The sequence below is a fragment of the Streptomyces sp. NPDC056373 genome (assembly GCF_042262425.1).
In the GTDB taxonomy this organism is placed as follows: domain Bacteria; phylum Actinomycetota; class Actinomycetes; order Streptomycetales; family Streptomycetaceae; genus Streptomyces.
The window spans coordinates 119419-144977 of the sequence record NZ_JBHJPX010000003.1 but is presented as its reverse complement, the minus strand read 5'-3'; the positions used below and the strand labels follow the sequence as shown (position 1 = coordinate 144977).

29 protein-coding genes, 1 tRNA gene, 2 pseudogenes and 1 riboswitch are annotated in these 25559 nt (G+C 70.0%); of the genes and pseudogenes, 9 read left to right on the top strand and 23 right to left on the bottom strand.

From position 1 onward, the window contains the following. Positions 1 to 33 precede the first annotated feature (33 nt). The 5 genes from ACFCXS_RS07460 to ehuB all read right to left on the bottom strand — a co-directional run bounded on the left by ACFCXS_RS07460 (position 34) and on the right by ehuB (position 4089). On the bottom strand, positions 34 to 792 hold the full coding sequence (locus ACFCXS_RS07460; protein ID WP_376642099.1) for an IclR family transcriptional regulator: 759 nt from the start codon (positions 790 to 792) through the stop codon (positions 34 to 36). A gap of 208 nt (positions 793 to 1000) precedes the next feature. After that, positions 1001 to 1798: an ectoine/hydroxyectoine ABC transporter ATP-binding protein EhuA gene (gene ehuA, locus ACFCXS_RS07455; protein WP_376642098.1), complete on the bottom strand. Its 798-nt coding sequence runs from the start codon at positions 1796 to 1798 to the stop codon at positions 1001 to 1003. Next, the gene (gene ehuD, locus ACFCXS_RS07450; protein ID WP_376642097.1) at positions 1788 to 2438 is read right to left on the bottom strand and encodes an ectoine/hydroxyectoine ABC transporter permease subunit EhuD; all 651 of its coding nucleotides are present in this window, start codon (positions 2436 to 2438) and stop codon (positions 1788 to 1790) included. Before ehuD ends, ehuA begins: the two co-directional genes overlap by 11 nt. Beyond that, complete coding sequence (gene ehuC, locus ACFCXS_RS07445) at positions 2435 to 3151, bottom strand: ectoine/hydroxyectoine ABC transporter permease subunit EhuC (RefSeq protein ID WP_376642096.1); 717 nt, start codon at positions 3149 to 3151, stop codon at positions 2435 to 2437. Before ehuC ends, ehuD begins: the two co-directional genes overlap by 4 nt. Continuing rightward, complete coding sequence (gene ehuB / locus ACFCXS_RS07440; protein ID WP_376642095.1) at positions 3148 to 4089, bottom strand: ectoine/hydroxyectoine ABC transporter substrate-binding protein EhuB; 942 nt, start codon at positions 4087 to 4089, stop codon at positions 3148 to 3150. Before ehuB ends, ehuC begins: the two co-directional genes overlap by 4 nt. Positions 4090 to 4195: 106 nt before the next feature. Between ehuB and ACFCXS_RS07435 the strand changes: the two genes are divergently transcribed. Further along, positions 4196 to 4690, top strand: a complete 495-nt coding sequence (locus ACFCXS_RS07435; protein WP_376642094.1) for a DUF3830 family protein — start codon at positions 4196 to 4198, stop codon at positions 4688 to 4690. Here ACFCXS_RS07435 and ACFCXS_RS07430 read toward each other — a convergent pair. Together ACFCXS_RS07430 and ACFCXS_RS07425 are read right to left on the bottom strand one after the other, a co-directional pair. Then, positions 4671 to 6086: an amidase gene (locus tag ACFCXS_RS07430; protein WP_376642093.1), complete on the bottom strand. Its 1416-nt coding sequence runs from the start codon at positions 6084 to 6086 to the stop codon at positions 4671 to 4673. The genes ACFCXS_RS07435 and ACFCXS_RS07430 overlap by 20 nt on opposite strands. Positions 6087 to 6103: 17 nt before the next feature. Next, complete coding sequence (locus ACFCXS_RS07425) at positions 6104 to 7051, bottom strand: D-2-hydroxyacid dehydrogenase (protein ID WP_376642092.1); 948 nt, start codon at positions 7049 to 7051, stop codon at positions 6104 to 6106. Positions 7052 to 7248: 197 nt separating this feature from the next. Here ACFCXS_RS07425 and ACFCXS_RS07420 point away from each other — a divergent pair, with 197 nt between their 5' ends. Next, complete coding sequence (locus ACFCXS_RS07420; protein WP_376642091.1) at positions 7249 to 8064, top strand: aspartate/glutamate racemase family protein; 816 nt, start codon at positions 7249 to 7251, stop codon at positions 8062 to 8064. After that, positions 8061 to 8403, top strand: a pseudogene (locus ACFCXS_RS07415) (decarboxylase); the annotation flags it as partial. The gene ACFCXS_RS07420 and the pseudogene ACFCXS_RS07415, both read left to right, overlap by 4 nt. Positions 8404 to 8522: 119 nt before the next feature. Here ACFCXS_RS07415 and ACFCXS_RS07410 read toward each other — a convergent pair. The 4 genes and pseudogenes from ACFCXS_RS07410 to ACFCXS_RS07395 form a co-directional block, all read right to left on the bottom strand. After that, positions 8523 to 9209, bottom strand: a pseudogene (locus tag ACFCXS_RS07410) (DUF1707 domain-containing protein); the annotation flags it as partial. 33 nt (positions 9210 to 9242) lie between these two features. After that, complete coding sequence (locus ACFCXS_RS07405) at positions 9243 to 10259, bottom strand: ATP-binding cassette domain-containing protein (RefSeq protein ID WP_376642090.1); 1017 nt, start codon at positions 10257 to 10259, stop codon at positions 9243 to 9245. Position 10260: 1 nt separating this feature from the next. After that, entirely contained in the window at positions 10261 to 11082 is an 822-nt protein-coding gene (locus ACFCXS_RS07400) for an ABC transporter permease (protein WP_376642089.1), read from the bottom strand. Continuing rightward, complete coding sequence (locus ACFCXS_RS07395; protein ID WP_376642409.1) at positions 11075 to 11875, bottom strand: ABC transporter permease; 801 nt, start codon at positions 11873 to 11875, stop codon at positions 11075 to 11077. Before ACFCXS_RS07395 ends, ACFCXS_RS07400 begins: the two co-directional genes overlap by 8 nt. Before the next feature lie 478 nt (positions 11876 to 12353). Here ACFCXS_RS07395 and ACFCXS_RS07390 point away from each other — a divergent pair, with 478 nt between their 5' ends. Continuing rightward, the gene (locus tag ACFCXS_RS07390; RefSeq protein WP_376642088.1) at positions 12354 to 14753 is read left to right on the top strand and encodes a transglycosylase domain-containing protein; all 2400 of its coding nucleotides are present in this window, start codon (positions 12354 to 12356) and stop codon (positions 14751 to 14753) included. Between the two features lie 12 nt (positions 14754 to 14765). On the opposite strand, the gene ACFCXS_RS07385 is transcribed toward ACFCXS_RS07390, so the two are convergent. From ACFCXS_RS07385 to ACFCXS_RS07375, 3 genes are all read right to left on the bottom strand, one after another. After that, the gene (locus ACFCXS_RS07385) at positions 14766 to 15086 is read right to left on the bottom strand and encodes a DMT family transporter (RefSeq protein WP_376642087.1); all 321 of its coding nucleotides are present in this window, start codon (positions 15084 to 15086) and stop codon (positions 14766 to 14768) included. A 34-nt stretch (positions 15087 to 15120) separates the two neighbouring features. After that, positions 15121 to 15188: riboswitch (guanidine-III (ykkC-III) riboswitch) on the bottom strand. A 61-nt stretch (positions 15189 to 15249) separates the two neighbouring features. Then, positions 15250 to 15606, bottom strand: a complete 357-nt coding sequence (locus tag ACFCXS_RS07380; RefSeq protein WP_376642086.1) for a GroES family chaperonin — start codon at positions 15604 to 15606, stop codon at positions 15250 to 15252. A gap of 44 nt (positions 15607 to 15650) precedes the next feature. Continuing rightward, the gene (locus ACFCXS_RS07375) at positions 15651 to 15980 is read right to left on the bottom strand and encodes a DUF3618 domain-containing protein (RefSeq protein WP_376642085.1); all 330 of its coding nucleotides are present in this window, start codon (positions 15978 to 15980) and stop codon (positions 15651 to 15653) included. Between the two features lie 95 nt (positions 15981 to 16075). Between ACFCXS_RS07375 and bcp the strand changes: the two genes are divergently transcribed. From bcp to ACFCXS_RS07360, 3 genes are all read left to right on the top strand, one after another. Then, positions 16076 to 16543: a thioredoxin-dependent thiol peroxidase gene (gene bcp, locus ACFCXS_RS07370; protein ID WP_053669884.1), complete on the top strand. Its 468-nt coding sequence runs from the start codon at positions 16076 to 16078 to the stop codon at positions 16541 to 16543. 303 nt (positions 16544 to 16846) lie between these two features. Beyond that, a complete protein-coding gene (locus ACFCXS_RS07365) occupies positions 16847 to 17719 on the top strand; it encodes an HNH endonuclease signature motif containing protein (RefSeq protein ID WP_376642084.1) in 873 nt (290 codons plus the stop codon). A gap of 54 nt (positions 17720 to 17773) precedes the next feature. Further along, a tRNA-Leu gene (locus tag ACFCXS_RS07360) sits at positions 17774 to 17858 on the top strand. Between the two features lie 46 nt (positions 17859 to 17904). On the opposite strand, the gene rdgB is transcribed toward ACFCXS_RS07360, so the two are convergent. The 4 genes from rdgB to ACFCXS_RS07340 all read right to left on the bottom strand — a co-directional run bounded on the left by rdgB (position 17905) and on the right by ACFCXS_RS07340 (position 20321). Continuing rightward, positions 17905 to 18507 (bottom strand): RdgB/HAM1 family non-canonical purine NTP pyrophosphatase, encoded by a 603-nt coding sequence (gene rdgB, locus ACFCXS_RS07355; RefSeq protein ID WP_376642083.1) that lies wholly within the window; start codon positions 18505 to 18507, stop codon positions 17905 to 17907. Positions 18508 to 18674: 167 nt separating this feature from the next. Further along, positions 18675 to 19073 (bottom strand): hypothetical protein, encoded by a 399-nt coding sequence (locus ACFCXS_RS07350; protein ID WP_104779695.1) that lies wholly within the window; start codon positions 19071 to 19073, stop codon positions 18675 to 18677. Positions 19074 to 19247: 174 nt separating this feature from the next. Next, positions 19248 to 19985: a ribonuclease PH gene (gene rph / locus ACFCXS_RS07345; protein WP_376642082.1), complete on the bottom strand. Its 738-nt coding sequence runs from the start codon at positions 19983 to 19985 to the stop codon at positions 19248 to 19250. A 102-nt stretch (positions 19986 to 20087) separates the two neighbouring features. Then, the gene (locus ACFCXS_RS07340) at positions 20088 to 20321 is read right to left on the bottom strand and encodes a glucose PTS transporter subunit EIIB (protein ID WP_086602225.1); all 234 of its coding nucleotides are present in this window, start codon (positions 20319 to 20321) and stop codon (positions 20088 to 20090) included. Between the two features lie 363 nt (positions 20322 to 20684). On the opposite strand from ACFCXS_RS07340, the gene ACFCXS_RS07335 reads away from it, so the two are divergent. Next, positions 20685 to 21947 carry a PTS transporter subunit EIIC gene (locus ACFCXS_RS07335; protein ID WP_376642081.1) on the top strand — a complete coding sequence of 421 codons (1263 nt, stop codon included), beginning with the start codon at positions 20685 to 20687 and terminating at the stop codon, positions 21945 to 21947. A gap of 69 nt (positions 21948 to 22016) precedes the next feature. Here ACFCXS_RS07335 and ACFCXS_RS07330 read toward each other — a convergent pair whose 3' ends face one another. After that, entirely contained in the window at positions 22017 to 22769 is a 753-nt protein-coding gene (locus ACFCXS_RS07330; protein ID WP_376642080.1) for an MBL fold metallo-hydrolase, read from the bottom strand. A gap of 214 nt (positions 22770 to 22983) precedes the next feature. On the opposite strand from ACFCXS_RS07330, the gene ACFCXS_RS07325 reads away from it, so the two are divergent. Further along, complete coding sequence (locus ACFCXS_RS07325; protein WP_376642079.1) at positions 22984 to 23430, top strand: type II toxin-antitoxin system PemK/MazF family toxin; 447 nt, start codon at positions 22984 to 22986, stop codon at positions 23428 to 23430. Positions 23431 to 23556: 126 nt separating this feature from the next. On the opposite strand, the gene ACFCXS_RS07320 is transcribed toward ACFCXS_RS07325, so the two are convergent. The 4 genes from ACFCXS_RS07320 to ACFCXS_RS07305 all read right to left on the bottom strand — a co-directional run bounded on the left by ACFCXS_RS07320 (position 23557) and on the right by ACFCXS_RS07305 (position 25524). After that, positions 23557 to 24507: a PLP-dependent cysteine synthase family protein gene (locus ACFCXS_RS07320; protein ID WP_248507850.1), complete on the bottom strand. Its 951-nt coding sequence runs from the start codon at positions 24505 to 24507 to the stop codon at positions 23557 to 23559. A 6-nt stretch (positions 24508 to 24513) separates the two neighbouring features. Next, positions 24514 to 24792: a MoaD/ThiS family protein gene (locus ACFCXS_RS07315; RefSeq protein ID WP_352097959.1), complete on the bottom strand. Its 279-nt coding sequence runs from the start codon at positions 24790 to 24792 to the stop codon at positions 24514 to 24516. Between the two features lie 115 nt (positions 24793 to 24907). Then, the gene (locus ACFCXS_RS07310) at positions 24908 to 25003 is read right to left on the bottom strand and encodes a putative leader peptide (RefSeq protein WP_311688247.1); all 96 of its coding nucleotides are present in this window, start codon (positions 25001 to 25003) and stop codon (positions 24908 to 24910) included. A gap of 98 nt (positions 25004 to 25101) precedes the next feature. Continuing rightward, on the bottom strand, positions 25102 to 25524 hold the full coding sequence (locus tag ACFCXS_RS07305) for a Mov34/MPN/PAD-1 family protein (RefSeq protein ID WP_376642078.1): 423 nt from the start codon (positions 25522 to 25524) through the stop codon (positions 25102 to 25104). Between the last annotated feature and the right edge of the window lie 35 nt (positions 25525 to 25559).

Sequence of the window (25559 nt, the reverse complement as noted above, 5' to 3'; positions counted from 1 at the left end):
CGCGGACAGGGTCCGAAGCCGTGGCGGCAGGCCTCAGATCGCCAGGGAGAGCAGCACCGGTGCCGCGTGGCGGTTGAGGGTGTCGGCGGCCTGGCGCAGGCGGTGGGCGTGCTCGACCGGGAGGGACAGGGCCAGGCAGCCGACGGAGGAGCCGGCCGTGATCGGGACGGCCGCGCAGACCGTGCCGATCGCGTACTCCTGGAGGTCCAGGACGGGCACGGTGGGCGGTTGCGCCTCCAGGCGGGAGAGCAGCAGCCAGTCGCTGGTGATGGTGCGCGAGGTGAGGCGGGCCATCTTGTGCCGGGCGAGGTGGTCGCGGCGGCCGGCGTGGTCGAGCTGGGTGAGCAGGCTCTTGCCGATGGCGGTGGCGTGGGCCGAGGAGCGGAAGTCGACCCACTCGTTGACCGCGGGCGCCGACGGGCTGTCGGCGTACTGGGTGATGCTGATCTCGCCGTCGACGTACCGGCTCATGTAGACGGCGGCGCCGACCGAGTCCCGCAGCCGGTCCAGGGTGCGCTGGAGCTTGTCGCGCAGGGCCTGCTCGCGGTGGTGGGCGGAGCCGAGACGGGCCAGGGTCTCGCCCGTGACGTAGGCGCCGTCGGAGATCTGCTCGATGTAGCCCTCGCGGCGCAGCATGCGCAGGAGCGCGGTCAGCCGCTCCGGTGCGATGCGGGTGTGCAGGGCGATCTCGGCGTCGGTGACACCGCTGGTGCCGCGCGCCACCGTCTCCAGGACGCGCAGGGCCTCCTGGGCCGAGTGGTACGGGGTGGTCGGCTCGTGCTTCAGCGCCACGGTGGTCTCCCCCTGCGCTTGCTGTAGGGCCGTAATCCGGTCAGTGAACCTCTTCCAGGTTAACCGGCAAAGGGCTTGCGCGGAGCGGGGGTTGACAAGATTCCCGGGGCCCCGGACTGGGGCAATGGCACTCTGGCATGTGCCAGAAGCATGCCCCAGTCCGGTCCCTGCCACAGGGCGGGGTGTTCTTCCTGTTCACGGGCTGTAGTCACAGAACTGCGCTGAGGAACTCCCGTGTCCGGTCCAGCTCCGGATCATTGAAGATCTTTTCCGGTGTGCCCGACTCGATGATCCGGCCGTTGTCGAACATCAGTACCTGGTCGGAGATGTCCCGGGCGAAATTCATCTCGTGGGTCACACAGAGCATCGTGATGTCCGTGGAGCGGGCGATGTCCCTGAGGACGTCGAGAACTCCCGCGACCAGCTCCGGGTCGAGCGCGGAGGTCACCTCGTCCAGCAGCAGCACCTGCGGGCGCATCGCCAGGGCCCGGGCGATCGCCACCCGCTGCTGCTGGCCGCCGGAGAGCTGGGCCGGGTGCGCGTCGCACTTGTCGGCCAGGCCCACCATGTCGAGCAGGCCCTTGGCCCGTTCCACCGCCTCGTCCTTCGAAAGGCCGAGGACCGTGACCGGCGCCTCGGTGATGTTCCGCAGCACCGTCATGTTCGGGAACAGGTTGAACTGCTGGAACACCATCCCGATCTTCTTGCGGACCTCGCGGACCTGCTTGTCGGAGGCCGGGAACAGTTGCTGTCCGTCGACCGTGATCGTGCCCTCGTCGGGCTTGAGCAGGGTCATCAGCAGCCGCAGGATCGTCGTCTTGCCGGACCCGGACGGCCCGATCAGGGTGACGTGCTTGCCGGCGTCGACCGAGAAGTCCAGGTGGTCCAGGACGGTGTTGCTCCCGAACCGCTTGGTGACCTGCTCCAGCCGGATCAGCTCGCCCGCGCTCGCGGCGGGGTCCTTCTCCGGATTGGTCTCGGGCTGGGGAAGAGTGTCAGTGGGCAAGGCGTCGCTCCAGGGCTCGCAGGGCAAGGGAGGCCAGGTAGGACATGACGATGAAGGCCACGCCGATCACCGTCAGCGGCTCGGTGAACTGGAAGTGCTCCTGCGAGTACAGGCGCGCCCGGCCGAGCATCTCCAGCACGGTGATCGCCATGACCATCGGCGTGTCCTTGAGCATGGAGATGACGTAGTTGCCGAGCGCGGGCACGACCCGGCGCACCGCCTGCGGCAGGATCACCGCGGTCCACGTCCGGCGCAGCGGCAGGTTCAGCGCCGTCGCCGCCTCCCACTGGCCGACCGGCACGGCCTCGATGCCGGCCCGGTAGACCTGCATCGTGTACGTCGAGTAGTGCAGCCCGATCGCGAAGACACCGGTGGCCAGCGCCGAGAAGGTCAGGCCCCATTCGGGCAGCACGTAGAAGAGGAAGAACAGCTGCACCAGCAGCGGGGTGTTGCGGACGAACTCCGTGACCGCGCCGACCGGCCAGGTCACCCAGCGCGAGGGCACCCGCATCAGCAGCGCCCACACCAGACCCAGCGCGAACGAGATCAGCGAACCGAGGGCCAGGATCTGCACGGTGACCAGCAGACCCTCCCAGAACTGCGGCATGAAGCCGCTGACAGCGCTCCAGTCCCACTTCATGCGACGGCACCTCCGATCCCGGTCGTCTTCGGACGGTCCAGTTCCTGGTCGGGCGTGCTCCCGACCGGCTTGCCGGTGCCGGCCTTGAGGCTGCGCTCCAGGCGACGCATGCCGCGGGTCAGCGCGAAGGCGATCACGAAGTAGATCAGCAGCACGATCGTGTAGATCTCCGCGCTCTCCTGGAGCGCGAGCCGCACCAGGTTGCCGCTGAACGCCAGGTCACCCATGCCCATGATGGACACCAGGGCGGTGCCCTTGAGCAGTTCGACGAGCAGGTTGGAGAACGGCGGGATCATCTCCGGCACGGCCTGCGGCAGCAGGATCAGCCGCAGCCGCTGCCAGGGCGTGAAGCTGAGCGCGATCCCGCCCTCCTTCTGCGCGGGGTCGACCGCGTTCAGCGCACCGCGCACGATCTCGGAGCCGTACGCCCCGTAGGTCAGACCCAGCGCCAGGATGCCCGCCCACAGCGGTACCAGCTGCCAGCCGAAGGCGACGGGGAGCACGAAGTACACCCAGAAGATCATCACCAGCGCCGACGTACCGCGGAACACCTCGGTGTAGACGCCCGCCAGGAAGCGGACGATCCACAGCCGGTGGGTGCGCGCGACACCGACGAAGAAGGACACCGCGGCGCCCAGCAGGGCACTGCCGACGAGCAGCTGGACCGTGACCCAGACGCCCTTGAGTACGAGTTCCCAGAGTCCCGAGGTCATCCGCCGCAGAGCTCCTTCGCGGTCAGATCCGTCATCTCGGCCTCGGTGAAACCGAACGGCTTGAGGATGCGGAGCAGTTCGCCGCTCTTCTTGAGCTTGCGCAGCTCCACGTTGAAGGCGTCGCGCAGGTTCGACTCGGTCGGCCGGAACGCGAAGGCGCCTCCGTCGACGTGCGGCTTGCCGCCGACGATCGGCTTGAACGGATCGGTGGCCTCCGCCTTGGCGGACTTCTTCACCACCTCGCGCACGGTGAGCGCCGTACCGGCGAACACGTCCACACGCCCCGCCTCGACCGCGTTCAGGCCCGCGACCTGGTCCGGGACGATCAGGATCTCGCTCTCCTTGTACCCCGCCTCGACGGCGTACTGGATCTCGGCGTATCCGGTCCCGGTGGCGAACTTCGCCTTCTTGCCGACGACGTCCTTGTAGCTGTGCAGCCCCTTCGGGTTGCCCTTGCGCACGATGAAGGCGTCGAGCATCTGGTAGTCGGGGTCGGCGAAGATGACCTGCTCACAGCGCTCGGGGTTGACGTACATCCCCGCGGCCACGACGTCGAACTGCTGGGAGTTCAGGCCCGGGATGAGGGAGCCGAACTCGGTCGGCACGGGCTGCACCCGGTCGACGCCGAGCCGCTTGAAGATCACCTTGGCCAGTTCCGGGGCCTCACCCGTCAGCTCGCCGTTGGTGTCGATGAAGCCGAACGGGATCTCGCCGGCGATGCCGAGCCGGACGACGCCCGCCGCCCGGAGCCGGCCGAGCAGGTCGCCGCCCTTGACGTCCGAGGCGGTGGCGACCTTGCTGCATCCGGCGGCGCCCAGCGCACCGAGCGCCGCCACCCCCGCGAGCAGCGACCGGCGCGTGGGCCCGGAGACGGGCCCGGATATGGGTTCGGGACTTCGCAGTCTGCTTCTGTGTGGGCTTCTCTGTGGTGGAGCCATGGGCGCGCGGCTACCCGACCGCTCTCGAGTTATGCCGATCTTTTCAAGCCCCGCACTCTCGCCCTGCGCCCTTGACCGCAGCGCCGGTGGGCACTCCCATGGAGGCATGGCTGATCGCTACATCGAAGTCTCGCTGGTCAAGCGCGACGTGACCTGCACGGCCAGGCTGCTGGACGACCGCGCGCCCATCACGTGCGCGGCCGTCTGGGATTCCCTTCCGCTGGCCGGCGACGTCTACCACGCGAAGTACGCACGCAACGAGATCTACGCCCTTTTCCCGCCCTTCGCCGAAACCGAACCACCCCTGGAAAACCCGACCATCACCCCCATCCCCGGCGACCTGTGCTATTTCACCTTCGCCGGGGCGGAGTTGGGGACCAAGTCCTACGGCTACGACCGCGAGGTCCGCGCCGGGACCACGCTCGTCGACCTGGCCCTGTTCTACGAGCGCAACAACCTGCTGCTGAACGGCGATGTCGGCTGGGTCCCGGGCATCGTCTGGGGCCAGGTCGTCGACGGCCTGGAGGCCATGGCCGAGGCGTGCAACGACCTGTGGAGGTCGGGAGCGGCAGGGGAGTCGCTCAGCTTCCGGAGGGCGTAGGCCCGCCCCCGGCGGCCGCCCCCGCCTCGAACAGCGCGTGGGCCGCCCGCAGCACCAGATCGTCCCGGTGCCGGGCGGCCACGAGCTGCAGACCGACCGGCAGACCGTCCGCGTCCGTGCCGACCGGCACGCTCGCCGCGGGCTGCTGCGTCATGTTGAACGGGTAGGTGAACGGGGTCCAACCGGTCCACCGCCGATGGCCGGAACCTTTCGGTACCTCGGTGCCCGCCTCGAAGGCCGTGATCGGCATGGTGGGCGTGACGAGCAGGTCATAGGTGTCGTGGAAGCGGCCCATCCGGCGCCCCAGGTCCATCCGGACGTCCACAGCGGCCAGGTACTCCAGCGCCGAGTACCGGGCGCCCCGCGCGCAGATCTCCCGCAGCCCCGGGTCCAGCAACTCCCGCTGGTGCGGGCCCAGATGCTGCGTCACCCGGGCCGCCCCGCTGAACCACAGGGTATGGAAGGCCTCCACCGGGTCGGTGAGGTCCGGGTCGGTCTCCGTGACGTACGCGCCGAGCTCCGCCAGCCGCTCCACCGCCCGTCGCACCGCCCTCGCGACCGCGGGCTGCACCGACACCTGCCCGCCCAGCGACGGCGAGTACGCCACCCGCAGCCCGCGCACCCCTGCCCCGCCCGCCAGAGAGTCCGTGTACGGACCGGCCGGGGCGGACAGCGCCGACCAGTCGCGCGAGTCCGGACGGCCGATGACGTCCATCAGCAGCGCCGCGTCCGCCGCGTCCCGGGTCATCGGCCCGACGTGCGCCAGGGTGCCGAACGCGCTCGCCGGGTAGAGCGGCACCCGCCCGTACGTCGGCTTCAGCGCGAAGATCCCGCAGAACGACGCGGGGATACGGACGCTGCCGCCGCCGTCCGTGCCCAGCGACAGCGGTCCCGCGCCCAGCGCCACCGCCGCGGCGCTGCCGCCGCTCGACCCGCCCGCGGTGCGCGAGGGGTCGCACGGGTTGCGCGTGATCCCGCTGAGCGGCGAGTCCGTCACGCCCTTCCAGCCGAACTCGGGCGTCGTGGTCTTGCCGATGAAGACCGCACCGTGCTCCCGCAGCCGGGCCACGGAGGGGGCGTCCTCGTCCCACCGCCCCGCAGCGTCCACGGCCCTCGACCCGCGCAGGGTCGGCGCCCCGCGCTGCAGCAGGATGTCCTTGACCGTGACCGGCACCCCGTCCAGCAGCCCGCGTGGCTCACCCCGCCGCCATCGCTCCTCGGACTCCGCGGCCCGCTCCAGCGCGTCCTCGGCGGTCAGCCGGACGAAGGCGTTCACCTCCGGCTGGACCGCCTCGGCCCGCTCCAGCACTGCCCGCGTCACCTCCACAGGACTCCACTCGCCCTTGCGGTACCCGTCGAGAAGCCGTACGGCGGTCAGGTCGGTGAGCTCGGTCATTCACCCTCCCAGGAACGTCAGTGACCAGGTACGTACCCACGCTGCTTGTCGACCACGTTCTTCAGTGGCTCGCCGGACGCCCACTGTTCGTACAACTCCACGAACTGGGTGGCGAGCTCGTCGCGCCAGCCGATGATGTCGCCGCTCATGTGGGGGGACACGATCAGGTCCGGTGCCCCCCACAACGGGCTGTCGGAGGGCAGGGGTTCGGCCTCGAAGACGTCCAGGGCGGCGCCCGCGATCCAGCGCTTGGCCAGGGCCTCGGCGAGCGCGTGCTCGACGACCAGCTGGCCGCGGCCGATGTTGACGAACCGGGCGGACGGCTGCATCAGGCCGAAGCGGCGGGCGTCGAACATCCCCCGTGTCTCGTCCGTGAGCGGTGCCGCCGCGATCACCCAGTCGGCGCGGGCCAGCAGCCGGTCCAGGTCCTCCGGGCCGTGCACCCCGGTGCGCGCGGTGCGGCCCACCAGTGCGGTGGTGATGCCCAGCGCCCCCAGGGTGTGCGCGATCGCCCGGCCGATCGGCCCCGACCCGACCACCACGGCCCGGCTCCCGGCGATCCTGTGCGACTCGCGGTGCCGCCAGGTCCGCTCCCGCTGGAGCTCCAGCGTCCGGGGCAGGTCCTTGGCCATCGCCAGGACGAGCGCGGCGACGTACTCCGCGATCGGCTGGTCGAAGATGCCGCGCGCGTTCGTCACCACCGTGTCCGAAGCGGCGAGTTCCGGACACATCAGATGGTCCACACCGGCGCTCGCCGTATGCACCCAGCGTGGCCGCGGACCCTCGCCCGGCCACGCGTGCCGCACGGCGTGCGAGGCGAAATCCCACACCAGGAGCACATCCGCACGCGGGAGGCGCTCGGCCAGATGTGCCGCGTCGGTGTGTTCGATGCGGGCGTGGCCGGTGAGGCGGCCGAGACGGGGGAGGGGTTCGGCGTCCAGGACGAGGAGCGTGGGGATGGGCATGAGCAGCCGTTTCTCCAGCCGTGCGGCGGCGCCGGCCGGCCCTGGTGCGGCCGGCGGTGACGACGAGTTAACCCGGTGTTGACCAAGGAGTGATCCGGGCGGATTGACCACGCTCGCACCCGAACCTACCGTCGTCAACACGGGCGTTCCCACGATCCGTTGCACACTACTTGCCCAGCGTGAGGCCGGTGCCTGCCATGGACGTCTCATTTCTCGGCGGGCCCAGCCCGCAGCGCGGGGTCGGCGTCGTCGCCCCCTTCGACTTCGCACTCGACCGCGAACTGTGGCGCTGGGTGCCGGACGAGGTCTCGCTCCATATGACCCGAACACCGTTCGTGCCGGTCGAGGTGAGTCTCGATCTGGCACGGCTGGTCAGTGAGCACGAGACGCTGAGCGAGGCGGTGCGCACGCTCAACGCCATCGCCCCCGAGGTCGTGGCCTACGCCTGCACCTCGGGCAGCTTCGTCGGCGGCATGATGGGCGAGCGGGCGATGTGCGAGGCGATGAGCCGGGCCGGTGCCGTACCGGCGATCACCACCTCCGGGGCGCTGCTGGAGGCCCTGGTGGAGCTGGACGTACGCCGGGTCGCGCTGGTGACGCCGTACACGGTCTCGGTGACGCAGTCGCTGGAGGCCTACGTCGCCCAGGCCGGTGTGTCGATCTCCGGCTGCGCCTTCATGGGGCTGACCCGGCACATCTGGAAGGTCCCCTACCGGGAGGTGGTCGACATGGCGCGGCAGGCCGTCCGAGGCGACGCCGACGCGCTGTTCATCAGCTGCACCAACCTGCCCACGTACGACGTGATCCCCCAGCTGGAGGCCGAGCTGCGCATCCCCGTGATCTCGGCCAACCAAGTGACGATGTGGGCGGCGCTGCGCCGACTGGGTACCCGTGCGGTGGGGCCGTATCAAGCGCTGATCAATCCGGCGGCGCGTTCCGGTCCCGCAGCGCCGGGGGTGGACCCCGGTCCCGTAGTGCCGGAAGAAGAGCAGCAGCAGGAAGGCTGGACATGACAGCACTGGGATTTCTCTACCCGGGCCACTCCGCCGAGGACGACTATCCGCGCATCGAGCAGTTGCTGGGCAGCGACATCCGGGTGGACCTGGTGCACACCGACATCGGTGAGGACGCGCACCGGGTAGACGCGCTGCTCGAGATGGGCTCCGCCGGGCGGCTGGCGGCGGGTGTCCAGGAACTGCGCCACGCCGGTGCGGACGCGGTGGTGTGGGCCTGCACCAGCGGCAGCTTCGTCTACGGCTGGGACGGCGCGCAGGAACAGGTCCGCGCCCTGGCCCAGACAGCGGGCATGCCCGCCTCGTCCACGTCCTTCGCGTTCGCGCACGCGGTGCGGGATCTCGACCCGTGCCCGTCGTCTGCCGCCCGTTCACAGGCGGCGGGCACACGACTGCTCAGCGCTCCCCCGTGGCCGCCCGGCGGCACGCATGTCCGCGGGCAGCGGGCGTCCTCAGTCCAGCTCCCGCCGCCCCGCCCTGCGCTCCAGCTTCTCCCGGCGGCGCTCCTCGCGCAGCCGCAGCTTCTCCGCACGGGTCGGCTTGCGCTGGACCCCGACTCCGCCCCACAGCGCGAACCCGGTCACGATCACCCTCGGTGCGCCCGGCTCGCCCGGCACGCCCTCCTCACGGTGGTCGAAGCCGCCCATGACGCCGATGCCGCGGACGACGACCTCGACCCCGGGCGGCACGATCACGTCCACCCCGCCCATGATCGCGATCGCGTTGACCTCGACCTCACGGTCGGCGAAGCGCGCCTCGCGCAGGTCGATCTCCCCACCGCCCCAGAAGGCGAGGCAGGTGAACCGCCGGGGCATCGTCCAGCGCCCCTTGCGCTGGAAACCGGACATGACGGCGACCGCCCAGGTGGAGGACCCCTCGCCGCCGACGACCCGCCCGGACCAGTCCGGCCCGGCGGCCCCGTCCTTCGTCAGGGACACCGAGGGCGCGGCGACTCCCGCGGCCGGCAGGTCCCGGGTGATCGGCGCCAACTCCCCGTAGGTGCGCGCCTTGTACGTCGCGTCCAGCCGCTCCTCGAACTCCTCCATGTCGAGGCGGCCCTCCGCGAGGGCGTCCCGCAGGATCCCGGCGACCTGTTCGCGGTCGGCATCGGAGGCGCGGAGGTCCGGGACGGCGTCGTCGGTCATACACAGCAGACTACGAGCCCACCCCGCCGGGGGCTACGAGATCGCCCGCTCCGTCTGCCCGGCGTACATCTTCGCGATCACCGCCTCGATGTCCGGCTCCCGCACCGAAAGGTCCACCAGCGGGTACTCGGCGGCGATCCGCGCCACCAGCGGCGCCGCCGACTCCCCCGCCGGGAACGCCAGCCACTGCCGCGGACCGTCCACCCGCACGACCCGCGCGGGCGCCGGCGCCTCGATCGGCGGCAGTTCCCGCTCCAGGTCCACCACCAGGACCCGCTCGCTCTCCCCCGCCTCGTGCAAGGCGGCGAGCGGACCGTCGTACATCAGGCGCCCGTGGTCGATGACCATCACCCGCCCGCACAACTGCTCGATGTCCTGCAGGTCGTGAGTGGTCAGCAGCACCGTCGTACCGCGCTCGGCGTTCACCTCCCGCAGGAACTCCCGCACCTTCGACTTGGAGACGACGTCAAGACCGATGGTCGGCTCGTCCAGGTACAGCACCTCCGGGTCGTGCAGCAGCGCCGCCGCGATGTCGCCGCGCATCCGCTGGCCGAGAGAGAGTTGCCGCACCGGCACGTCCAGCAGATCGCCCAGGTCCAGGAGTTCGACCAGACGGTCGAGGTTCGCCCGGTAACGGGCGTCCGGGATCCGGTACATGCGGTGCATCAGCCGGTAGGAGTCCAGCAGCGGCAGGTCCCACCACAGCGTCGTACGCTGCCCGAACACCACGCCGATACGGTGCGCGAGGCGCGTCCGCTCCCGGGAGGGGTCGATACCGGCCACCCGCAGCCGGCCCGCGCTGGGCGTGAGGATGCCGGTCAGCATCTTGATCGTGGTGGACTTGCCGGCGCCGTTCGGGCCGATGTAGCCGACCATCTCGCCGCGTTCCACACGGAAGGAGATCGAGTCGACGGCCCGCACCTGCCGCCGCTCCCGCTTCATGAAGCCGGTCTTCTTGCGCACCTCGAAGACCTTCTCGACACCGTCGAGTTCGATGAACCCGCCTTCGGATCCGCCTTCCCGGCTGGACCCGCTTTCCGACCCGGTCAACTCAACTCCCTGTACTCCGGTACGAACGAAGCCCCGTCCGCCACGCCAGCCCGGCCAGCACACAGCACGCCACCGCCACGATCGGCGAGGCGAACTGAGCCCAGCCGGGCAGCCCGACCGGGTAGGACCGCCCCAGCACGTAGGCCGCCGGCACCCAGTTGACGAAGGCCAGCGGCAGCATGAAGGTCACGCCCCGCACCAGGTCCTTGCCGAACACCGACGGCGGGTACTGCAACAGCGTCGTCCCGCCGTAGGTGAAGGCGTTCTGCACCTCGGCGGCGTCCTGCGCGTAGATCTGGAAGGCCGCGCCCGCCACGAACACCGCCGAGAAGATCGCCGCGCCGCTGACCACCATCACCGGCACCAGCAGCACCTTCGCCGCGCTCCAGTCCACGTCCACCGACACCAGCGCCCAGCCCAGCACCACCGCGCCCTGGGTGATCCGCCCCAGCCTGCGCAACGCGAACCGGTCGGCGCCGACCTGGGCCAGCACCGGCACCGGACGCACCAGCAGCGTGTCGAACGAGCCGTCGCGCATCCGGGCGCCCAGGACGTCCATCGAGCCGAGCACCAGATCGGCGATGCCGAACGACGTCGCCGACAGCCCGTAGAGGAAGGCCACCTCGGGCAGCGACCAGCCGCCCAGCGAGTCGACCTGCGAGAACATCAGCAGGATCCCCACGAAGTCCAGGGCGGTCACCGTCAGGTTGCCGAACACCGTGACGACGAAGGAGGTCCGGTAGGCCATGCTGGAGCGCACCCACATCCCGGCGATCAGCCGGTAGGCCCGCAACCCCTCCAGCAGGACACCGCGCTCAGCCACCCTGCACCACCACCCGCCGCGTCGCCGCCCCCTGCAGCAACCGCCCCGCAGCCAGCAGCGCCACGGCCCACGCAGCCTGGAAGGCGAACGCCCGCAGCGGGTCCGTCTCCCCCATCAGCACGTCCGCCGGCATCTGGATCTGCGCCGCCCACGGCAGCACCCGCACCACCTCGCCGAACACACCCGGGAAGGCGTTCAGCGGCAGCACCATGCCCGAGAAGAAGATCCCCGTGATCACCAGCACCTGGTTGACGCCCATGCCGTCCAGCAGCCAGAACACGCTCAGCGCCGCCAGATAGCGGATCGCGAAGCTCACGACCGTCGCCAGCAGCAGCGTGACCGCGAAGGCCGCCCACGGGGTGACCGACGTCGGCAACGCCATCGGGAAGAAGAGCGCACCGAACACGAACGGAAACACACCCCGCCCCAGCATCTGGAACAACGCCCGCCCCATGTCCCCCGCCAGCCACCACAGTTGAAGATCGGCCGGCCGGTACAGGTCGACGGCGATCTCACCGGTGCGGATACGGTCCATCAGGTCCTTCTCGGCACCCCCGCCCTGGATCGCCAGCGTCGCGTAGAGGCACTGCCCCAGCCAGACATAGGTCACGGCCTGAGCCTGGTCGTACCCCCCGAGGTGCGGCTTCTCGTCCCACAGCGCCAGATACGTGTAGACGAGGACGACGCCGAAGACCGTGTTGGTGAACACCCCGGCCAACGTGGCCGCCCGATACGTCGCGTACCGCCGGAAACCGCCCGCCGCGACGGCCGCGTACAACCGTCCCGAACCCACATCCACAGCCCTCCTCGCCACCCGGCACCGAAGCGCAGGAGCCTAGCCCTCCGGCGAACGGGCGTGCCACGCAATTTCGGGGAGCGGCGGGAGCGCCGCGGGGCGAGTGGGCACCGGCCCAGACGGTACGATCCGTTGCGTCCGCGCGGGCCGAGGCGCCCGTGGCCAGGGCGAGCAGCGTGACGGCGGTGCCGGCCGGGCGGAGCGTGGGAGCCGTCGAGATCCACGGCCGGGTCCCCCTTCGGGCGAACGTCGCGCGGGCGAGATCACGATTCGGGCAGGAACGCGGAGCAGCGCGTTTCAGCCCGTGCCCGCCCGCGCACCCGCCCGCACGCGGCCCGCCTCACCACACGGCTCGCAGCCCGGCCTCCGATCAGGGAACTGATCAACGGATGGGACAGTCTTCATCACAGGGGCGCAAGAGCGAGCAGAGACGTGCGCAACGACGTACGACGCGAAACAGGAGTCCGTGCACGACATGAGTGACGAGCCTCAGCCGCAGCAGCCGAAACCGGGCTGGGCACCGAGAGAGCCGCAGGCACACGCCGACGGCGCCCCGGCCACGCCCGAGGCCACGGCGGCCGGGAAGCCGAAGCGGACCGGCTGGCGCCGGATGATCCCGACCTGGCGCATGACGCTCGGCGGCTTCATCATCGCCGTGCTGCTGCTGATCGGCGGCTTCTTCCTCGGCTACTCGCTCGTGCAGATCCCACCGGCCAACGCGCTCGCCACCAAGCAGGCCAACGTCTACCTCTACGCGGACGGCTCCGTCATCGCACGCGACGGCGAGGTCAACCGGGAGAACGTCACCCTCCCCCAGATCTCCAAGGACGCCCAGCACGCCATCCTGGCCGCCGAGGACCGCGACTTCTACACCGAGTCCGCCGTCGACCCCAAGGCCATGGTCCGCGCCGCCTGGAACACCGCCCTCGGCAAGGGCAAGCAGTCCGGCTCCACCATCACCCAGCAGTACGTCAAGAACTACTACCTGCGCCAGGAACAGACCGTCACGCGCAAGGCCAAGGAGTTCTTCATCGCGATCAAGCTGGACCGCGAGGTCAGCAAGGACCACATCCTCGAGGGCTACCTCAACACCAGCTACTTCGGCCGCAACGCCTACGGCATCCAGGCCGCCGCCCAGGCCTACTACGGCAAGGACGCCAAGGACCTCGACCCGGCCCGCGCCGCCTACCTCGCCGCGCTCGTCAACGCCCCCAGCCAGTACGACGTCGTCGCCCACCCGGAGAACCGCAAGGCCGCCGAGTCCCGCTGGAACTACGTCCTGGACGGCATGGTCAAGAAGGGCTGGCTCAGCGCGTCGGAGCGGACCGGCATGAAGTTCCCCGTGCCGAAGGAGTCCACCCTCTCCACCGGCATGTCCGGCCAGCGCGGCTACATCGTCCGGATCGTCAAGGACTACCTCGTCCAGAACAAGATCATCGAAGAGAGCAAGCTGGACGCCGGCGGCTACCGCATCACGACGACCCTGCAGAAGGGCAGGCAGGACGCGTTCGTGAAGGCCGTCAACGACAAGCTGATGTCCAAGCTCGACAAGAAGAACCGCAAGGTCGACACCTACGTCCGCGCCGGCGGCGCCTCCGTCGACCCCAAGACCGGCAAGGTCGTGGCGATGTACAACGGCGTCGACTACGTCAAGCAGTACACCCCCAACGCCACCCGCAGGGACTTCCAGGTCGGCTCCACCTTCAAGCCCTTCGTGTTCACCTCGGCCGTCGAGAACCACTCCGAGACGCAGGACGGCCGCGTCATCACCCCGAACACCATCTACGACGGCACCAACAAGCGCCCTGTCCGCGGCTGGACCGGCGACCCCTACGCCCCCGAGAACGAGGACCAGCACTCCTACGGCGACATCACCGTCACCGAGGCCACCGACAGCTCCGTGAACTCGGTGTACGCCCAGATGGCCGCCGACGTCGGCCCCGCCGAGGTCAAGCAGACCGCCATCGACCTCGGCGTCCCCGAGACCACCCCCGACCTCGCCGACGGCCCCGCCATCGCGCTCGGCACCGCCACCGCCAGCGTCCTCGACATGGCCGAGGCCTACGCCACCCTCGCCAACCACGGCCGCCACGGCACGTACACGATCGTCGACAAGGTCACCAAGGAGGGCACGCCGATCGACCTGCCCGAGCGGCGCACCCGGCAGGCCGTCAGCCGCGAGGCCGCCGACACCACCACCTCCATGCTGCAAAGCGTCGTCCAGAACGGCACCGCCTCCGCCGCGCAGGCCGCGGGCCGCCCCGTCGCCGGCAAGACCGGCACCGCCGAGGAGGACACGGCGGCCTGGTTCGCGGGCTACACCCCCGACCTCGCCACCGTCGTCTCCGTCATGGGCCAGGACCCGGTCACCGCCGCCCACAAGTCGCTGTACCGCGCCATGGGCCTGCCCCGCATCAACGGCGGCGGCGCACCCGCCGAGATCTGGACGCAGTACACCCAGGACGCCCTCAAGGGGAAGCCGGCCAAGGAGTTCGACCTCAGGCTCCAGCCCGGCGCCGACGTCTCGCAGGCCCCCAGCAGCGAGGCCCCGGCCGAACCGAGCACCGGCGCCACCACCGACGGCGGCACGACCACCGGCGGCGAGGAGACCGGCACCCGGCCGCCCGAGCAGAGCCCCAGCGCCCCCGAGGGACAGACCGAGGGCGGCACCACCGACGGTGGCACCACCGGCGGCACCACCGGCGGCGAGTCCCCCACCGGCGGCGGCACAGCGGACGGCGGCACGACCGACGGAGGGTCGACCGACGGCGGCACGACGGAGGGCGGTGGCGGCGACGCGAGCGACGGCGGCGCGACAGGCGGCCCGACCGGCCCCGGCTGGGGCGTGGTCCCCCAGGGCGCCCGCCGCGAGTAGAGGTCCGACGCCTCAGTGACCGCTGGTCGCCTTCAGCCCCACCACGGCGACCAGCAACAGGCACACGAAGAAGATCCGGGCGGCGGTCGCCGGCTCACCCAGCACCGCCATCCCGAACACCGCCGCCCCGGCCGCACCGATCCCCACCCACACGCCGTAGGCGGTACCGATGGGCAGGGACCTGGCCGCCTGCGACAGCAGCAGCATGCTCGCGACGATGCCCGCGCCCGTGAGCACACTGGGCAGCGGACGCGTGAACCCGTCCGTGTACTTCATGCCGACGGACCACCCCACCTCGAGCAGACCGGCGACGACGAGCAGAACCCAGGCCATGACGGGCACCTCCGGGAAACGGGCTGACGGTATCGGTGCGTCGTCTTTGCCTTGATCCCGGTACGGCGCGTCTCGTCGGGGGTGCCTCCAACGTAGCAAAGCCGCACAGCACGCCGAAGGGGCCGGTGACCATCGTCACCGGCCCCTTCGCACCACCTGGGCCCTACAGGTACAGGCCCGTCGAGTCCTCGGCGCCCTCGAACCGGTCCGCGGCCACCGCGTGCAGATCACGCTCGCGCATCAGCACGTACGCGATCCCCCGCACCTCGACCTCGGCCCGGTCCTCCGGGTCGAACAGCACCCGGTCGCCCGCCTCCACGGTCCGCACGTTCTGTCCCACCGCGACCACCTCGGCCCACGCCAGCCGCCGGCCGACCGCCGCCGTGGCGGGGATCAGGATGCCGCCGCCGGAACGCCGCTCGCCCTCGCTGGCGTCCTGCCGCACGAGTACGCGGTCGTGCAGCATCCGGATGGGCAGCTTGTCAGGATGGGTGCTCTGCTCGTTTCTCTTGGCGCTCACGCCCTGAAACCTACCTGTCTTCCGCGCGCACGTACGCAGTCGGGTCAGCCCTTGCGGCGCCGTGTGCCGAGCGCGAGCAGCCCGACCACTCCCACCACGACGAGCGCGACCGGAACGACCCGCTCGAGCCGGGGCGCGCCCTCCTCGTCCACGAAACGGGCCCGCACGTCGGTGACAGCCCGGTTCACTCCCACGTAGGCCCGCCCGAGGGTGTGATCGATGTTGGAAGCGACCTTGGCCTTGGCATCCCCGACGATCGTCTTCGGGTGCACCCGCACGCCGAGCTCGTCGAGGGTCTCTGCCAGGGTCGCGCGGCGGCGCCTGATGTCCGCCTCGATCTGCGCCGGGGTCCTGGTGTCCGCCGTGTCCGCCACCGTGTCGCCTCCGAAGTCGGTGTGAAGCCTGTGTGGGACAGTCTGTCAGCTCCACGGCTCATCACACTGTCAGCACCCCCGGTTACCCTGGCCCGATGAGCGAGCGACTCCAGCCGGGGGACGTGGCCCCCGCCTTCACCCTGCCCGACGCCGACGGCACCGAGGTGTCCCTGGCGGACCACAAGGGCCGCAAGGTCATCGTGTACTTCTACCCGGCCGCCCTCACGCCCGGCTGCACGAAGCAGGCCTGCGACTTCACGGACAACCTGGAGCTGCTGGCGGGCGCGGGCTACGACGTCATCGGCATCTCCCCCGACAAGCCGGAGAAGCTGGCCAAGTTCCGCGAGAAGGAGTCCCTGAAGGTCACCCTGCTCGCCGACCCGGACAAGCAGGTCCTGGAGGCGTACGGCGCCTTCGGCGAGAAGAAGCTGTACGGCAAGACGGTCGTCGGCGTCATCCGCTCCACGATCGTCGTGGACGAGGAGGGCAAGGTCGAACGCGCCCTGTACAACGTCAAGGCGACGGGCCACGTAGCCAAGATCATCAAGGACCTGGGGGTCTGAGACTCCGCTGATCGTCTCGCGAGCGGCTCGCACCGGTGAAATCTCGGGTACGAGCCGCTCCGCGTTTCCACCCGCATTCCGGGCACATTCGGGCGTGACTGTCCGATAAACGGTTCGTTACTCCGTGCGAGACCACGAACGGATGGTCGTCAGGGGAGGACGAGCTACGTGCGCGACAGAACGAGCCCTTACAGCGATGAGCGACTGACGTCGACCGTAGCCGAGGCTCGCAACTGGGCCGACCTGATGCGACGGCTGGGCCTCAGACCAAGCGGAGGCCAGAGGCGTGTACTACAAGAGAGAGTGGCGGCGCACGGACTCGACACGAGTCATTTCGTCAAGCGCAGCCCTTATCGCAAGTACCCGGACTCCGCCATTGCCGAAGCGGCCGCCTCGTCATCATCGCTGCGCGAAGTAGCTCTGAAACTGGGCGCTGACCCGGCCAGCGGCACCCTGTCACACATCCGACGGCGCATTCACGCGGCGGGCATCGACGTCCGTCATTTTCCCGGTATCAACAGGCCCGACTTGGACCTCCCTTTCACTGCCGAAGAGCTCCGGGCAGCAACAGCGACGGCCACAAGTGTGCGCGGCGTAGCTCGTTCCCTGGGCGTACCGGACGACAGCCGCTCCCGTGCGACTCTGAGCCGCATGCTGCGGGGGCATGGGATCGACACGTCGCATTTCACCCACCGACGTGTGTCGATCCCCGAGGACAGACTCCGTGAACTCGTAGCGCGCTGCACGAGCTACGCCGATGTGATGCGCGGCCTCGGCTTGGATGTGGACGACACCAATCACCGACGCGTGAGGCGCGCGGTGTCTCGGCTCGGACTGGACACCGGCCATTTCAAGCGCAGAACGTGGGCGCGACCGGAGCGCCCGGCTCCCGAGCCCGTCTCTCAACGTGTCCTGGTCGTCCTGCCCTCGGATGCGGGGCGAACCAACAGATCTCAGCTCCACCGCGCCCTGCTCGAAATCGGAGTGCCGTACGCATGCCAGACATGCGGCAACAAGGGCGAGTGGCTGGGGCAGCCGATCACGTTGCAGATCGACCACATCAACGGCAACTGGCGCGACAACCGCCTGGAGAATCTGCGGTATCTCTGCCCCAACTGTCACGCCCTCACTGAGACGTGGTGCCGCAGGAAAGCGAGGACGCCTCTCGTCGCGTAACTCGCTGAGCCCTTACACTGAACGCTGCCGGTCGAGCGCGATGACCGTTTTTGAGCGGCCGTGATGGAATTTGGCAGTCATGCTGGGTTTAGGTCCCAGTGGGTTCACACCCGTGTGGGTTCGAGTCCCACCGGCCGCACGCGCACAGAGGGGCCGCTCGGACCGGGCGGCCCCTCTCGCATATTTCAGCCCACCAGCTCCCGCACCACCGGCACCAACGCCCGGAACGCCTTCCCTCGGTGGCTGATCGCGTTCTTCTCCTGGGGGGTCAACTCCGCGCAGGTGCGCGTCTCGCCCTCCGGCTGGAGGATCGGGTCGTAGCCGAAGCCGCCCGCGCCCGTGGGCTCGTGGCGGAGGGTGCCGGGCAGTTGGCCCTCGACCACACGCTCCGTGCCGTCGGGCAGGGCCAGGGCCGCCGCGCAGGCGAAATGGGCTCCGCGGTGTTCCTCGGCGATGTCCGACAGCTGCGCGAGCAGGAGGTCCAGGTTGGCCTTGTCGTCGCCGTGGCGGCCGGACCAGCGGGCGGAGAAGATGCCGGGGGCACCGTTGAGGACGTCGACGCAGAGGCCCGAGTCGTCGGCGACTGCTGGGAGGCCGGTGGCCCGGGCCAGGGCGTGGGCCTTGAGGAGGGCGTTCTCGGCGAACGTCACGCCCGTTTCTTTGACGTCGGGGATGTCCGGGTAGGCGTCGGCACCGACGAGTTCGTGGGGCAGCCCGGCTTCGGCGAGGATCGCGCGAAGTTCGGTGATCTTCCCGGCGTTACGGGTGGCGAGGATCAGGCGACTCATGCACCCAGTATCACCGGGCAGAATCGCGCCCCGTCAGGGTGCAGGGAACCTGGGCATGATCGCGCCCCGTCAGGGGCGCGGGGAACTGCGCGAGCGGCCACGACGGATCCGCAGCCGCCCGACGACAGAAACCCGGCGCACGAGAAGCCCTGCCCAGTCGGCGCAGCCTACGGCGTGCAGACCTTCGTCAGTTCGCCCGCCGCGTCCGTGACCGGGCTGATGTCGGGCGTCTCGTCGCCGTTCTTGATCGACGTGCGGACGTTGTCGACGGCCTTGTTCAGGTCGTCCACGGCCTTGCCGACGTCCGCGTTGTCGGTCTTGTCGCCGATCTCGCCGAGGTTCTTGTCGATGGAGTCGAGGGACTCGTCGAGCTGCGTCGGGTCGTTGGACGCGCTGTCGACGGCCTGCTGGAGTTCCGTGACGCTGTCGGCGATGGCGTCGGCGGTCTGGACGCAGTCCAGCGCCTTGTCGACGGCGGCGCAGCCGGTGGTGAGTCCGGCGGTCAGCGCGACGGCCGCCAGGGTGGCGGCGACGGCTGCGGTGCGGCGTCGGCGGCTCGCGGCCATGGAGCGGTCCCTCTCGTTCGGTCGGGCCGGTCGGGCCCGCGCGGCTGGCCGAGCGCACAGGGGTGAGCCGTGCGCCCGTACTCGTTCAGACGCGAGGGTGCTCGGCGCGGTTGCCCGTGCCGAGCACCCTTCTTGGTGTGCCTTTTACTTTTCGAGTCGCTTCTTCGAGTCGCGTTACTTCTCGAGAACGGCGTCGAGCGCGGCGCGCTGGTGGGCGGCGAGTTCGTCGCAGCCGGCGACGGCGAGGTCGAGGAGGGCGCCCAGTTCGTCGCGGGCGAAGGGCTCGGCTTCGGCGGTGCCCTGGACCTCGACGAAGCGGCCGTCGCCGGTGCAGACGACGTTCATGTCGGTGTCGGCCCTGACGTCCTCTTCGTAGCAGAGGTCGAGGAGGGGGACTCCAGCGACGATGCCGACGGAGACGGCGGAGACGGTGCCGGTGAGGGGCTTGCGGCCGGCCTTGACGAGTTTCCTGCCCTGGGCCCAGGCGATGGCGTCGGCGAGTGCGACGTAGGCGCCGGTGATGGCTGCGGTGCGGGTGCCGCCGTCGGCCTGGAGGACGTCGCAGTCGAGGACGATGGTGTTCTCGCCGAGGGCCTTGTAGTCGATGACCGCGCGCAGGGAGCGTCCGATGAGACGGCTGATCTCGTGCGTGCGGCCGCCGATCTTGCCGCGGACGGATTCGCGGTCGCCGCGGGTGTTGGTGGCGCGGGGCAGCATGGAGTATTCGGCGGTGACCCAGCCTTCGCCGCTGCCCTTGCGCCAGCGGGGGACGCCTTCGGTGACGGAGGCGGTGCAGAAGACCTTGGTGTCGCCGAAGGAGACGAGGACGGAGCCTTCGGCGTGCTTGCTCCAGCCGCGCTCGATGGTGATGGGGCGGAGCTGCTGGGGGGTGCGGCCGTCGATTCGAGACATGCGGCTGAGCCTATCCGTACCGCGGGAGGGGCCCTTCCCGCGGTGGGAGGGCCCCTGTGGTGAGGGGTCTCAGGGGGTGAAGCCCGGGATGATCCCCGCCCTTCACATCATGTCTTCGATCTCCGCCGCGATGGGGTCGGCGTCGGTGCCGATGACGACCTGGATGGCGGTGCCCATTTTGACGACGCCGTGGGCGCCGGCGGCCTTCAGGGCGGTCTCGTCGACCTTGGCGGGGTCCACGACCTCGGTGCGGAGGCGGGTGATGCAGCCTTCGACTTCCTCGATGTTGTCGATGCCGCCGAGCCCGGCAACGATCTTCTCAGCCTTGGTGGCCATGTTCGTTCTCCCTGATCCGAACCGCTTTGTCGCAGTAACCCACAGTTGGCCCGCCTTCGCGAGCGGCCCTGTCGTGTGTGCCGAAGGACGGCGCCACGTTCGCGCGACCGTCGAACGCCTGGTCTACACCACGAGCCCGTCTCTCGACAAAAGGCACACGGCATGGAGGGCGGCGCGGGGGGTGTGATCGTCCGCGGCGGGCGGAATTGGCGGGTTCCACTCGTTCGGCCTACCGTGCTACAACTGGTCTACACCACTCACCGGTGGAGGGCGCGCGGCGCAGACCGCGGTCCTTTTCTGAGACGCCGCCGTCCCCCTGTCGAACTCTTCCCCGGGCGGCGCCTTGCCTCATGGAGGAAGTTCATGTCCACAGCCACTGCCGCGCCCGCGGGCCCGAAGAAGGGCTCCGCGGTGATGGCGGTCCTGCAGCGTATCGGCCGCAGCCTCATGCTGCCCGTCGCCGTGCTGCCGGCCGCCGCCCTCCTGGTCCGCCTCGGCAACACCGACATGCTGGGGCGGGACTCCTTCCCGGGCTTCATCACCAAGATCGCGGGCTTCATGACCGCGGGCGGCAACGCGATCCTCGACAACATGCCGCTGCTGTTCGCCGTGGGCATCGCGATCGGCTTCGCGAAGAAGTCGGACGGCTCGACCGCGCTCGCCGCCGTGGTCGGCTACCTGGTGTTCAAGAACGTGCTGGGCACGTTCACCGACCCGACCCTGCCCAAGGTGGCGGCGGCCGTCGACGGCAAGGCCGTCATGGTCGACGCTCCCGCCGACGCCAAGGTGCTGGGCGGTGTCGTCATGGGCATCGTGGTGGCCCTGCTCTACCAGCGCTTCTACCGGACCAAGCTGCCCGACTGGGCGGGCTTCTTCGGCGGTCGCCGCCTGGTGCCGATCCTGTCCGCCTTCGCGGGTCTGGTCATGGGCGTCGTCTTCGGCTACATCTGGCCGGTTCTCGGTACGGCTCTGCACAACTTCGGTGAGTGGCTGGTCGGCTCCGGAGCCGTGGGCGCGGGCATCTTCGGTGTCGCCAACCGTGCGCTGATCCCGATCGGCATGCACCACCTGCTCAACTCCTTCCCCTGGCTGCAGGCGGGCTCCTACGAAGGGAAGAGCGGGGACATCGCGCGCTTCCTGGCCGGTGACCCGACCGCGGGACAGTTCATGACCGGTTTCTTCCCGATCATGATGTTCGCCCTTCCCGCCGCCTGCCTCGCGATCGTGCACTGCGCCCGTCCCGAACGGCGCAAGGTCGTCGGCGGCATGATGCTGTCGCTCGCGCTGACCTCCTTCGTCACCGGTGTCACCGAGCCGATCGAGTTCACGTTCATGTTCATCGCGCCGGTGCTGTACGCGATCCACGCCGTGCTGACCGGTGTGTCGATGGCGCTGACCTGGGCCCTCGGCATGAAGGACGGCTTCGGCTTCTCGGCCGGTGCGATCGACTTCGGTCTGAACCTGGGCATCGCGACCAACCCGTGGGGCCTGGTGCTGGTCGGGCTGTGCTTCGCGGCGGTCTACTACGTGGTCTTCCGCTTCGCGATCACCAAGTTCGACCTGCCGACGCCGGGCCGGGAGTCCGACGAGGAACTCGCCGAGCTGCAGAAGGCGGAGGCCAAGTAGACGCGGCACGACGAAGGCCCCGGAACCGCCTGGTTCCGGGGCCGTTGCACGTGTGGTGCAAAACACCCCTTAGATCTCGTACGTCTGCCGGGGTGCGGCGAGGTCCACCGGGCCGTCGTAGACCTCGCGGGCGTGGACGAGGTTGACCTGGGGGTCCGTCCAGGGCGGTACGTGGGTGAGGACCAGGCGGCGGGCACCGGCCCGGGCCGCCGTCTCTCCCGCCTCGCGGCCGTTGAGGTGCAGGTCGGGGATGTCCTCCTTGCCGTGCGTGAACGCCGCCTCGCACAGGAACAGGTCGGCGTCCCGGGCGAGTTCGTCCAGCGCGGGGCTCACTCCGGTGTCGCCGGAGTACGTCAGCACCTTGCCGCCGTGCTCGATGCGGATGCCGTACGCCTCCACGGGGTGGGCCACCCGCTCGGTGTGCACCGTGAAGGGGCCGATCTCGAACGTCGACGGCTTGACCGTGTGGAAGTCGAAGACCTCGCTCATGGAGGAGGCGGAGGGGGTGTCCGCGTAGGCGGTGGTCAGCCGGTGTTCCGTGCCTTCGGGTCCGTGGACCGGGAGCGGATCGCAGCGGCCGCCGTCGTGGCGGTAGTAGCGCGCGACGAAGTACGCGCACATGTCGATGCAGTGGTCGGCGTGCAGATGGCTGAGGAAGATCGCGTCGAGGTCGTAGAGACCGCAGTGGCGCTGCAGCTCGCCCAGGGCACCGTTGCCCATGTCGAGAAGCAGCCGGAAGCCGTCGGCCTCGACGAGGTAGCTCGAGCAGGCCGATTCCGCGGACGGGAACGACCCCGAGCAGCCGACGACGGTGAGCTTCATGAAGCAGAAACCTCCGCTGGCGGGATAAGTCTGAGAGGGGCGTCGGGGGTCGTGCGGTCCGTCGAGCGTAAGGCGCAAAACCTCCGGTAGCTCCTCCGCCAAGGCCTGTTGTGGGCGAACTCACCTGTGGTGTCACCGGTTCGGCTGGCAGAGCCGGGGGTGATCCCTGTGAGGGGGGCGCGTGGCAGGGGCGGCGCCGGTAACGTCTTTCAGTATGGACACGTCCTGGTGGCTGGCGCTCGCAGCGGTGGTGCTGCTCGCGCTCATCGCCACGCTCGTCGACGGCTGGGGCCGGGGCCGGCGGCCGTCGGCCCGGCGCGGCGGGAGTGCGGGGCCCGTCGTCGCGGAGGGCCGGCCGCAGCCGGCGGAGATCTGGTGGGCCGATGTGCCTTATGAGGACGAGGCCCGTACGAAGGACCGGCCCTGTCTGGTGCTGGCGGTCCGCGGGGAGCGGGCGACGGTCGCGAAGATCACCACCCGGTTCCGTGACGGGCGCAGCGGGGTGATCCCGCTGCCGCCGGGCTCGGTCGGTGATGCCCAGGGCCGGGCGAGTTTCCTGGAGACGGACGAGTTGCGGGAGGTTCCGGTGTGGGGCTTCCGGCGGCAGGTGGGCGTGGTGGATCCGACGCTGTGGGACCAGGTGCGGTACCTGGCGGGCTGAGCCGGGGGCATGGGGCGTTCGGGACGGCGCTGGACGCCGGGCACCGGAAAAGGGCTGGAGTCGTGGACTCCAGCCCTTCGTGTCGGTGCCTCCGGCCGTGCCGGCCGTCGGGGGGTTCGCCGTCGGCTACGCCCAGAGCTGGCCCTGGAGGGTGTCGATGGCTTCCTCGGTGGTGGCGGCCGTGTAGACGCCGGTCGAGAGGTACTTCCAGCCGCCGTCGGCGACGACGAAGGCGATGTCGGCCGGCTCTCCGGCCTTGACGGCCTTCTTGCCGACGCCGATCGCGGCGTGCAGCGCGGCGCCCGTGGAGACGCCGGCGAAGATGCCCTCCTGCTGGAGCAGCTCGCGGGTGCGGGTGACCGCGTCCGCGGAGCCGACGGAGAAGCGGCTGGTGAGGACGGAGGCGTCGTACAGCTCGGGGACGAAGCCCTCGTCGAGGTTGCGCAGGCCGTAGACCAGGTCGTCGTAGCGCGGTTCGGCGGCGACGATCTGGACGTCCGGCTTGTGCTCGCGCAGGTAGCGGCCGACGCCCATGAGGGTGCCGGTGGTGCCGAGGCCGGCCACGAAGTGGGTGACGGACGGCAGGTCGGCGAGGATCTCGGGGCCGGTGGTGGCGTAGTGGGCGCCCGCGTTGTCCGGGTTGCCGTACTGGTAGAGCATCACCCAGTCGGGGTGCTCGGCCGAGAGCTCCTTGGCGACGCGCACGGCGGTGTTGGAGCCGCCCGCCGCCGGGGAGGAGATGATCTCCGCGCCCCACATGCCCAGCAGGTCCCGGCGTTCCTGCGAGGTGTTCTCGGGCATCACGCAGACGATGCGGTAGCCCTTGAGCTTCGCCGCCATCGCCAGGGAGATGCCGGTGTTGCCCGACGTCGGCTCGAGGATGGTGCAGCCCGGGGTCAGGCGGCCGTCCTTCTCCGCCTGCTCGATCATGTGCAGGGCGGGACGGTCCTTGACGGACCCGGTCGGGTTGCGGTCCTCCAGCTTCGCCCAGATGCGGACGTCGGCGGACGGCGACAGCCGCGGCAGGCGCACCAGGGGGGTGTTGCCGACCGCGGCCAGGGGGGAGTCGTAGCGCATGGTCGATCAGACCATGCCGCCGGCCACGGCCGGCAGGATCGTGACGTTGTCGCCGTCCGACAGCTTGGTGTTGATGCCGTCGAGGAAGCGGACGTCCTCGTCGTTGAGGTAGACGTTGACGAAGCGGCGCAGCTGGTCGCCGTCCACGATGCGGGCCCGGATGCCGGCGTGGCGGGTCTCGAGGTCGGTGAAGAGCTCGGCGAGGGTGTCTCCCTTGCCCTCCACTGCCTTCTGACCGTCGGTGTAGGTGCGGAGGATGGTCGGGATGCGGACCTCGATGGCCATGGCTTCAGGGCTCCTGTCGGGAGTAGTCGATCGGGGCGCGCGGCAGCGCAGGAACGGCAGGTGGTGCGTGTGTGCGGCGCCGCGGCTCACGGCCGTACGGCGGCAGGGACGGGCGTCAACAGATGGCGCTGGCGAGCCTGCACAGGTCGACGTGCAGCCGCGCCACGAGCAGATCGCCCGGCGTCTTTTCGCTCACGTCGTGGAAAACCATGGGCTCATCGTATCGATTCCCGGTCCGGGTACTGGAATGTGATCCCACATGACGGACGTTTTTGGGCCGGGGAGTGAGACCGCCCTGTTCAGAGGACCTCAGTGGGCCTCGACGATCTGGACCTCTTCCTCCGTGACCTCGCCCTCGACGATACGGAAGGAGCGGAACTGGAACTCGCCGGCCCCGTCGGTGTCGGCGGTGGAGACCAGGACGTAGTGCGCGCCGGGCTCGTTGGCATAGGAGATGTCGGTGCGCGAGGGGTAGGCCTCGGTGGCGGTGTGGGAGTGGTAGATGACCACCGGCTCCTCGTCGCGGTCGTCCATCTCCCGGTAGAGCTTGAGCAGGTCACCGGAGTCGAACTCGTAGAACGTGGGCGACATGGCCGCGTTGAGCATGGGGATGAAGCGCTCGGGGCGGTCCGAGCCCGCCGGGCCGGCGACGACGCCGCACGCCTCGTCGGGGTGGTCCTTGCGCGCGTGGGCGACGATCTGGTCGACGAGGGCCTGGGTGATGGTCAGCATCTCGCCAGGATAAGCAGAGGGGCCGTTCCGTACCG

What these genes read in the sequence shown, in the direction of transcription:
- ehuD (WP_376642097.1), bottom strand. Translation starts at nt 2,438, where the DNA reads ATGAAGTGGGACTGGAGCGCTGTCAGCGGCTTCATGCCGCAGTTCTGG.
- ehuC (WP_376642096.1), bottom strand. Translation starts at nt 3,151, where the DNA reads ATGACCTCGGGACTCTGGGAACTCGTACTCAAGGGCGTCTGGGTCACG.
- ehuB (WP_376642095.1), bottom strand. Translation starts at nt 4,089, where the DNA reads ATGGCTCCACCACAGAGAAGCCCACACAGAAGCAGACTGCGAAGTCCC.
- ACFCXS_RS07435 (WP_376642094.1), top strand. Translation starts at nt 4,196, where the DNA reads ATGGCTGATCGCTACATCGAAGTCTCGCTGGTCAAGCGCGACGTGACC.
- ACFCXS_RS07430 (WP_376642093.1), bottom strand. Translation starts at nt 6,086, where the DNA reads ATGACCGAGCTCACCGACCTGACCGCCGTACGGCTTCTCGACGGGTAC.
- ACFCXS_RS07425 (WP_376642092.1), bottom strand. Translation starts at nt 7,051, where the DNA reads ATGCCCATCCCCACGCTCCTCGTCCTGGACGCCGAACCCCTCCCCCGT.
- ACFCXS_RS07420 (WP_376642091.1), top strand. Translation starts at nt 7,249, where the DNA reads ATGGACGTCTCATTTCTCGGCGGGCCCAGCCCGCAGCGCGGGGTCGGC.
- ACFCXS_RS07390 (WP_376642088.1), top strand. Translation starts at nt 12,354, where the DNA reads ATGAGTGACGAGCCTCAGCCGCAGCAGCCGAAACCGGGCTGGGCACCG.
- ACFCXS_RS07385 (WP_376642087.1), bottom strand. Translation starts at nt 15,086, where the DNA reads ATGGCCTGGGTTCTGCTCGTCGTCGCCGGTCTGCTCGAGGTGGGGTGG.
- bcp (WP_053669884.1), top strand. Translation starts at nt 16,076, where the DNA reads ATGAGCGAGCGACTCCAGCCGGGGGACGTGGCCCCCGCCTTCACCCTG.
- rdgB (WP_376642083.1), bottom strand. Translation starts at nt 18,507, where the DNA reads ATGAGTCGCCTGATCCTCGCCACCCGTAACGCCGGGAAGATCACCGAA.
- ACFCXS_RS07350 (WP_104779695.1), bottom strand. Translation starts at nt 19,073, where the DNA reads ATGGCCGCGAGCCGCCGACGCCGCACCGCAGCCGTCGCCGCCACCCTG.
- rph (WP_376642082.1), bottom strand. Translation starts at nt 19,985, where the DNA reads ATGTCTCGAATCGACGGCCGCACCCCCCAGCAGCTCCGCCCCATCACC.
- ACFCXS_RS07340 (WP_086602225.1), bottom strand. Translation starts at nt 20,321, where the DNA reads ATGGCCACCAAGGCTGAGAAGATCGTTGCCGGGCTCGGCGGCATCGAC.
- ACFCXS_RS07335 (WP_376642081.1), top strand. Translation starts at nt 20,685, where the DNA reads ATGTCCACAGCCACTGCCGCGCCCGCGGGCCCGAAGAAGGGCTCCGCG.
- ACFCXS_RS07330 (WP_376642080.1), bottom strand. Translation starts at nt 22,769, where the DNA reads ATGAAGCTCACCGTCGTCGGCTGCTCGGGGTCGTTCCCGTCCGCGGAA.
- ACFCXS_RS07325 (WP_376642079.1), top strand. Translation starts at nt 22,984, where the DNA reads ATGGACACGTCCTGGTGGCTGGCGCTCGCAGCGGTGGTGCTGCTCGCG.
- ACFCXS_RS07320 (WP_248507850.1), bottom strand. Translation starts at nt 24,507, where the DNA reads ATGCGCTACGACTCCCCCCTGGCCGCGGTCGGCAACACCCCCCTGGTG.
- ACFCXS_RS07315 (WP_352097959.1), bottom strand. Translation starts at nt 24,792, where the DNA reads ATGGCCATCGAGGTCCGCATCCCGACCATCCTCCGCACCTACACCGAC.
- ACFCXS_RS07310 (WP_311688247.1), bottom strand. Translation starts at nt 25,003, where the DNA reads ATGGTTTTCCACGACGTGAGCGAAAAGACGCCGGGCGATCTGCTCGTG.
- ACFCXS_RS07305 (WP_376642078.1), bottom strand. Translation starts at nt 25,524, where the DNA reads ATGCTGACCATCACCCAGGCCCTCGTCGACCAGATCGTCGCCCACGCG.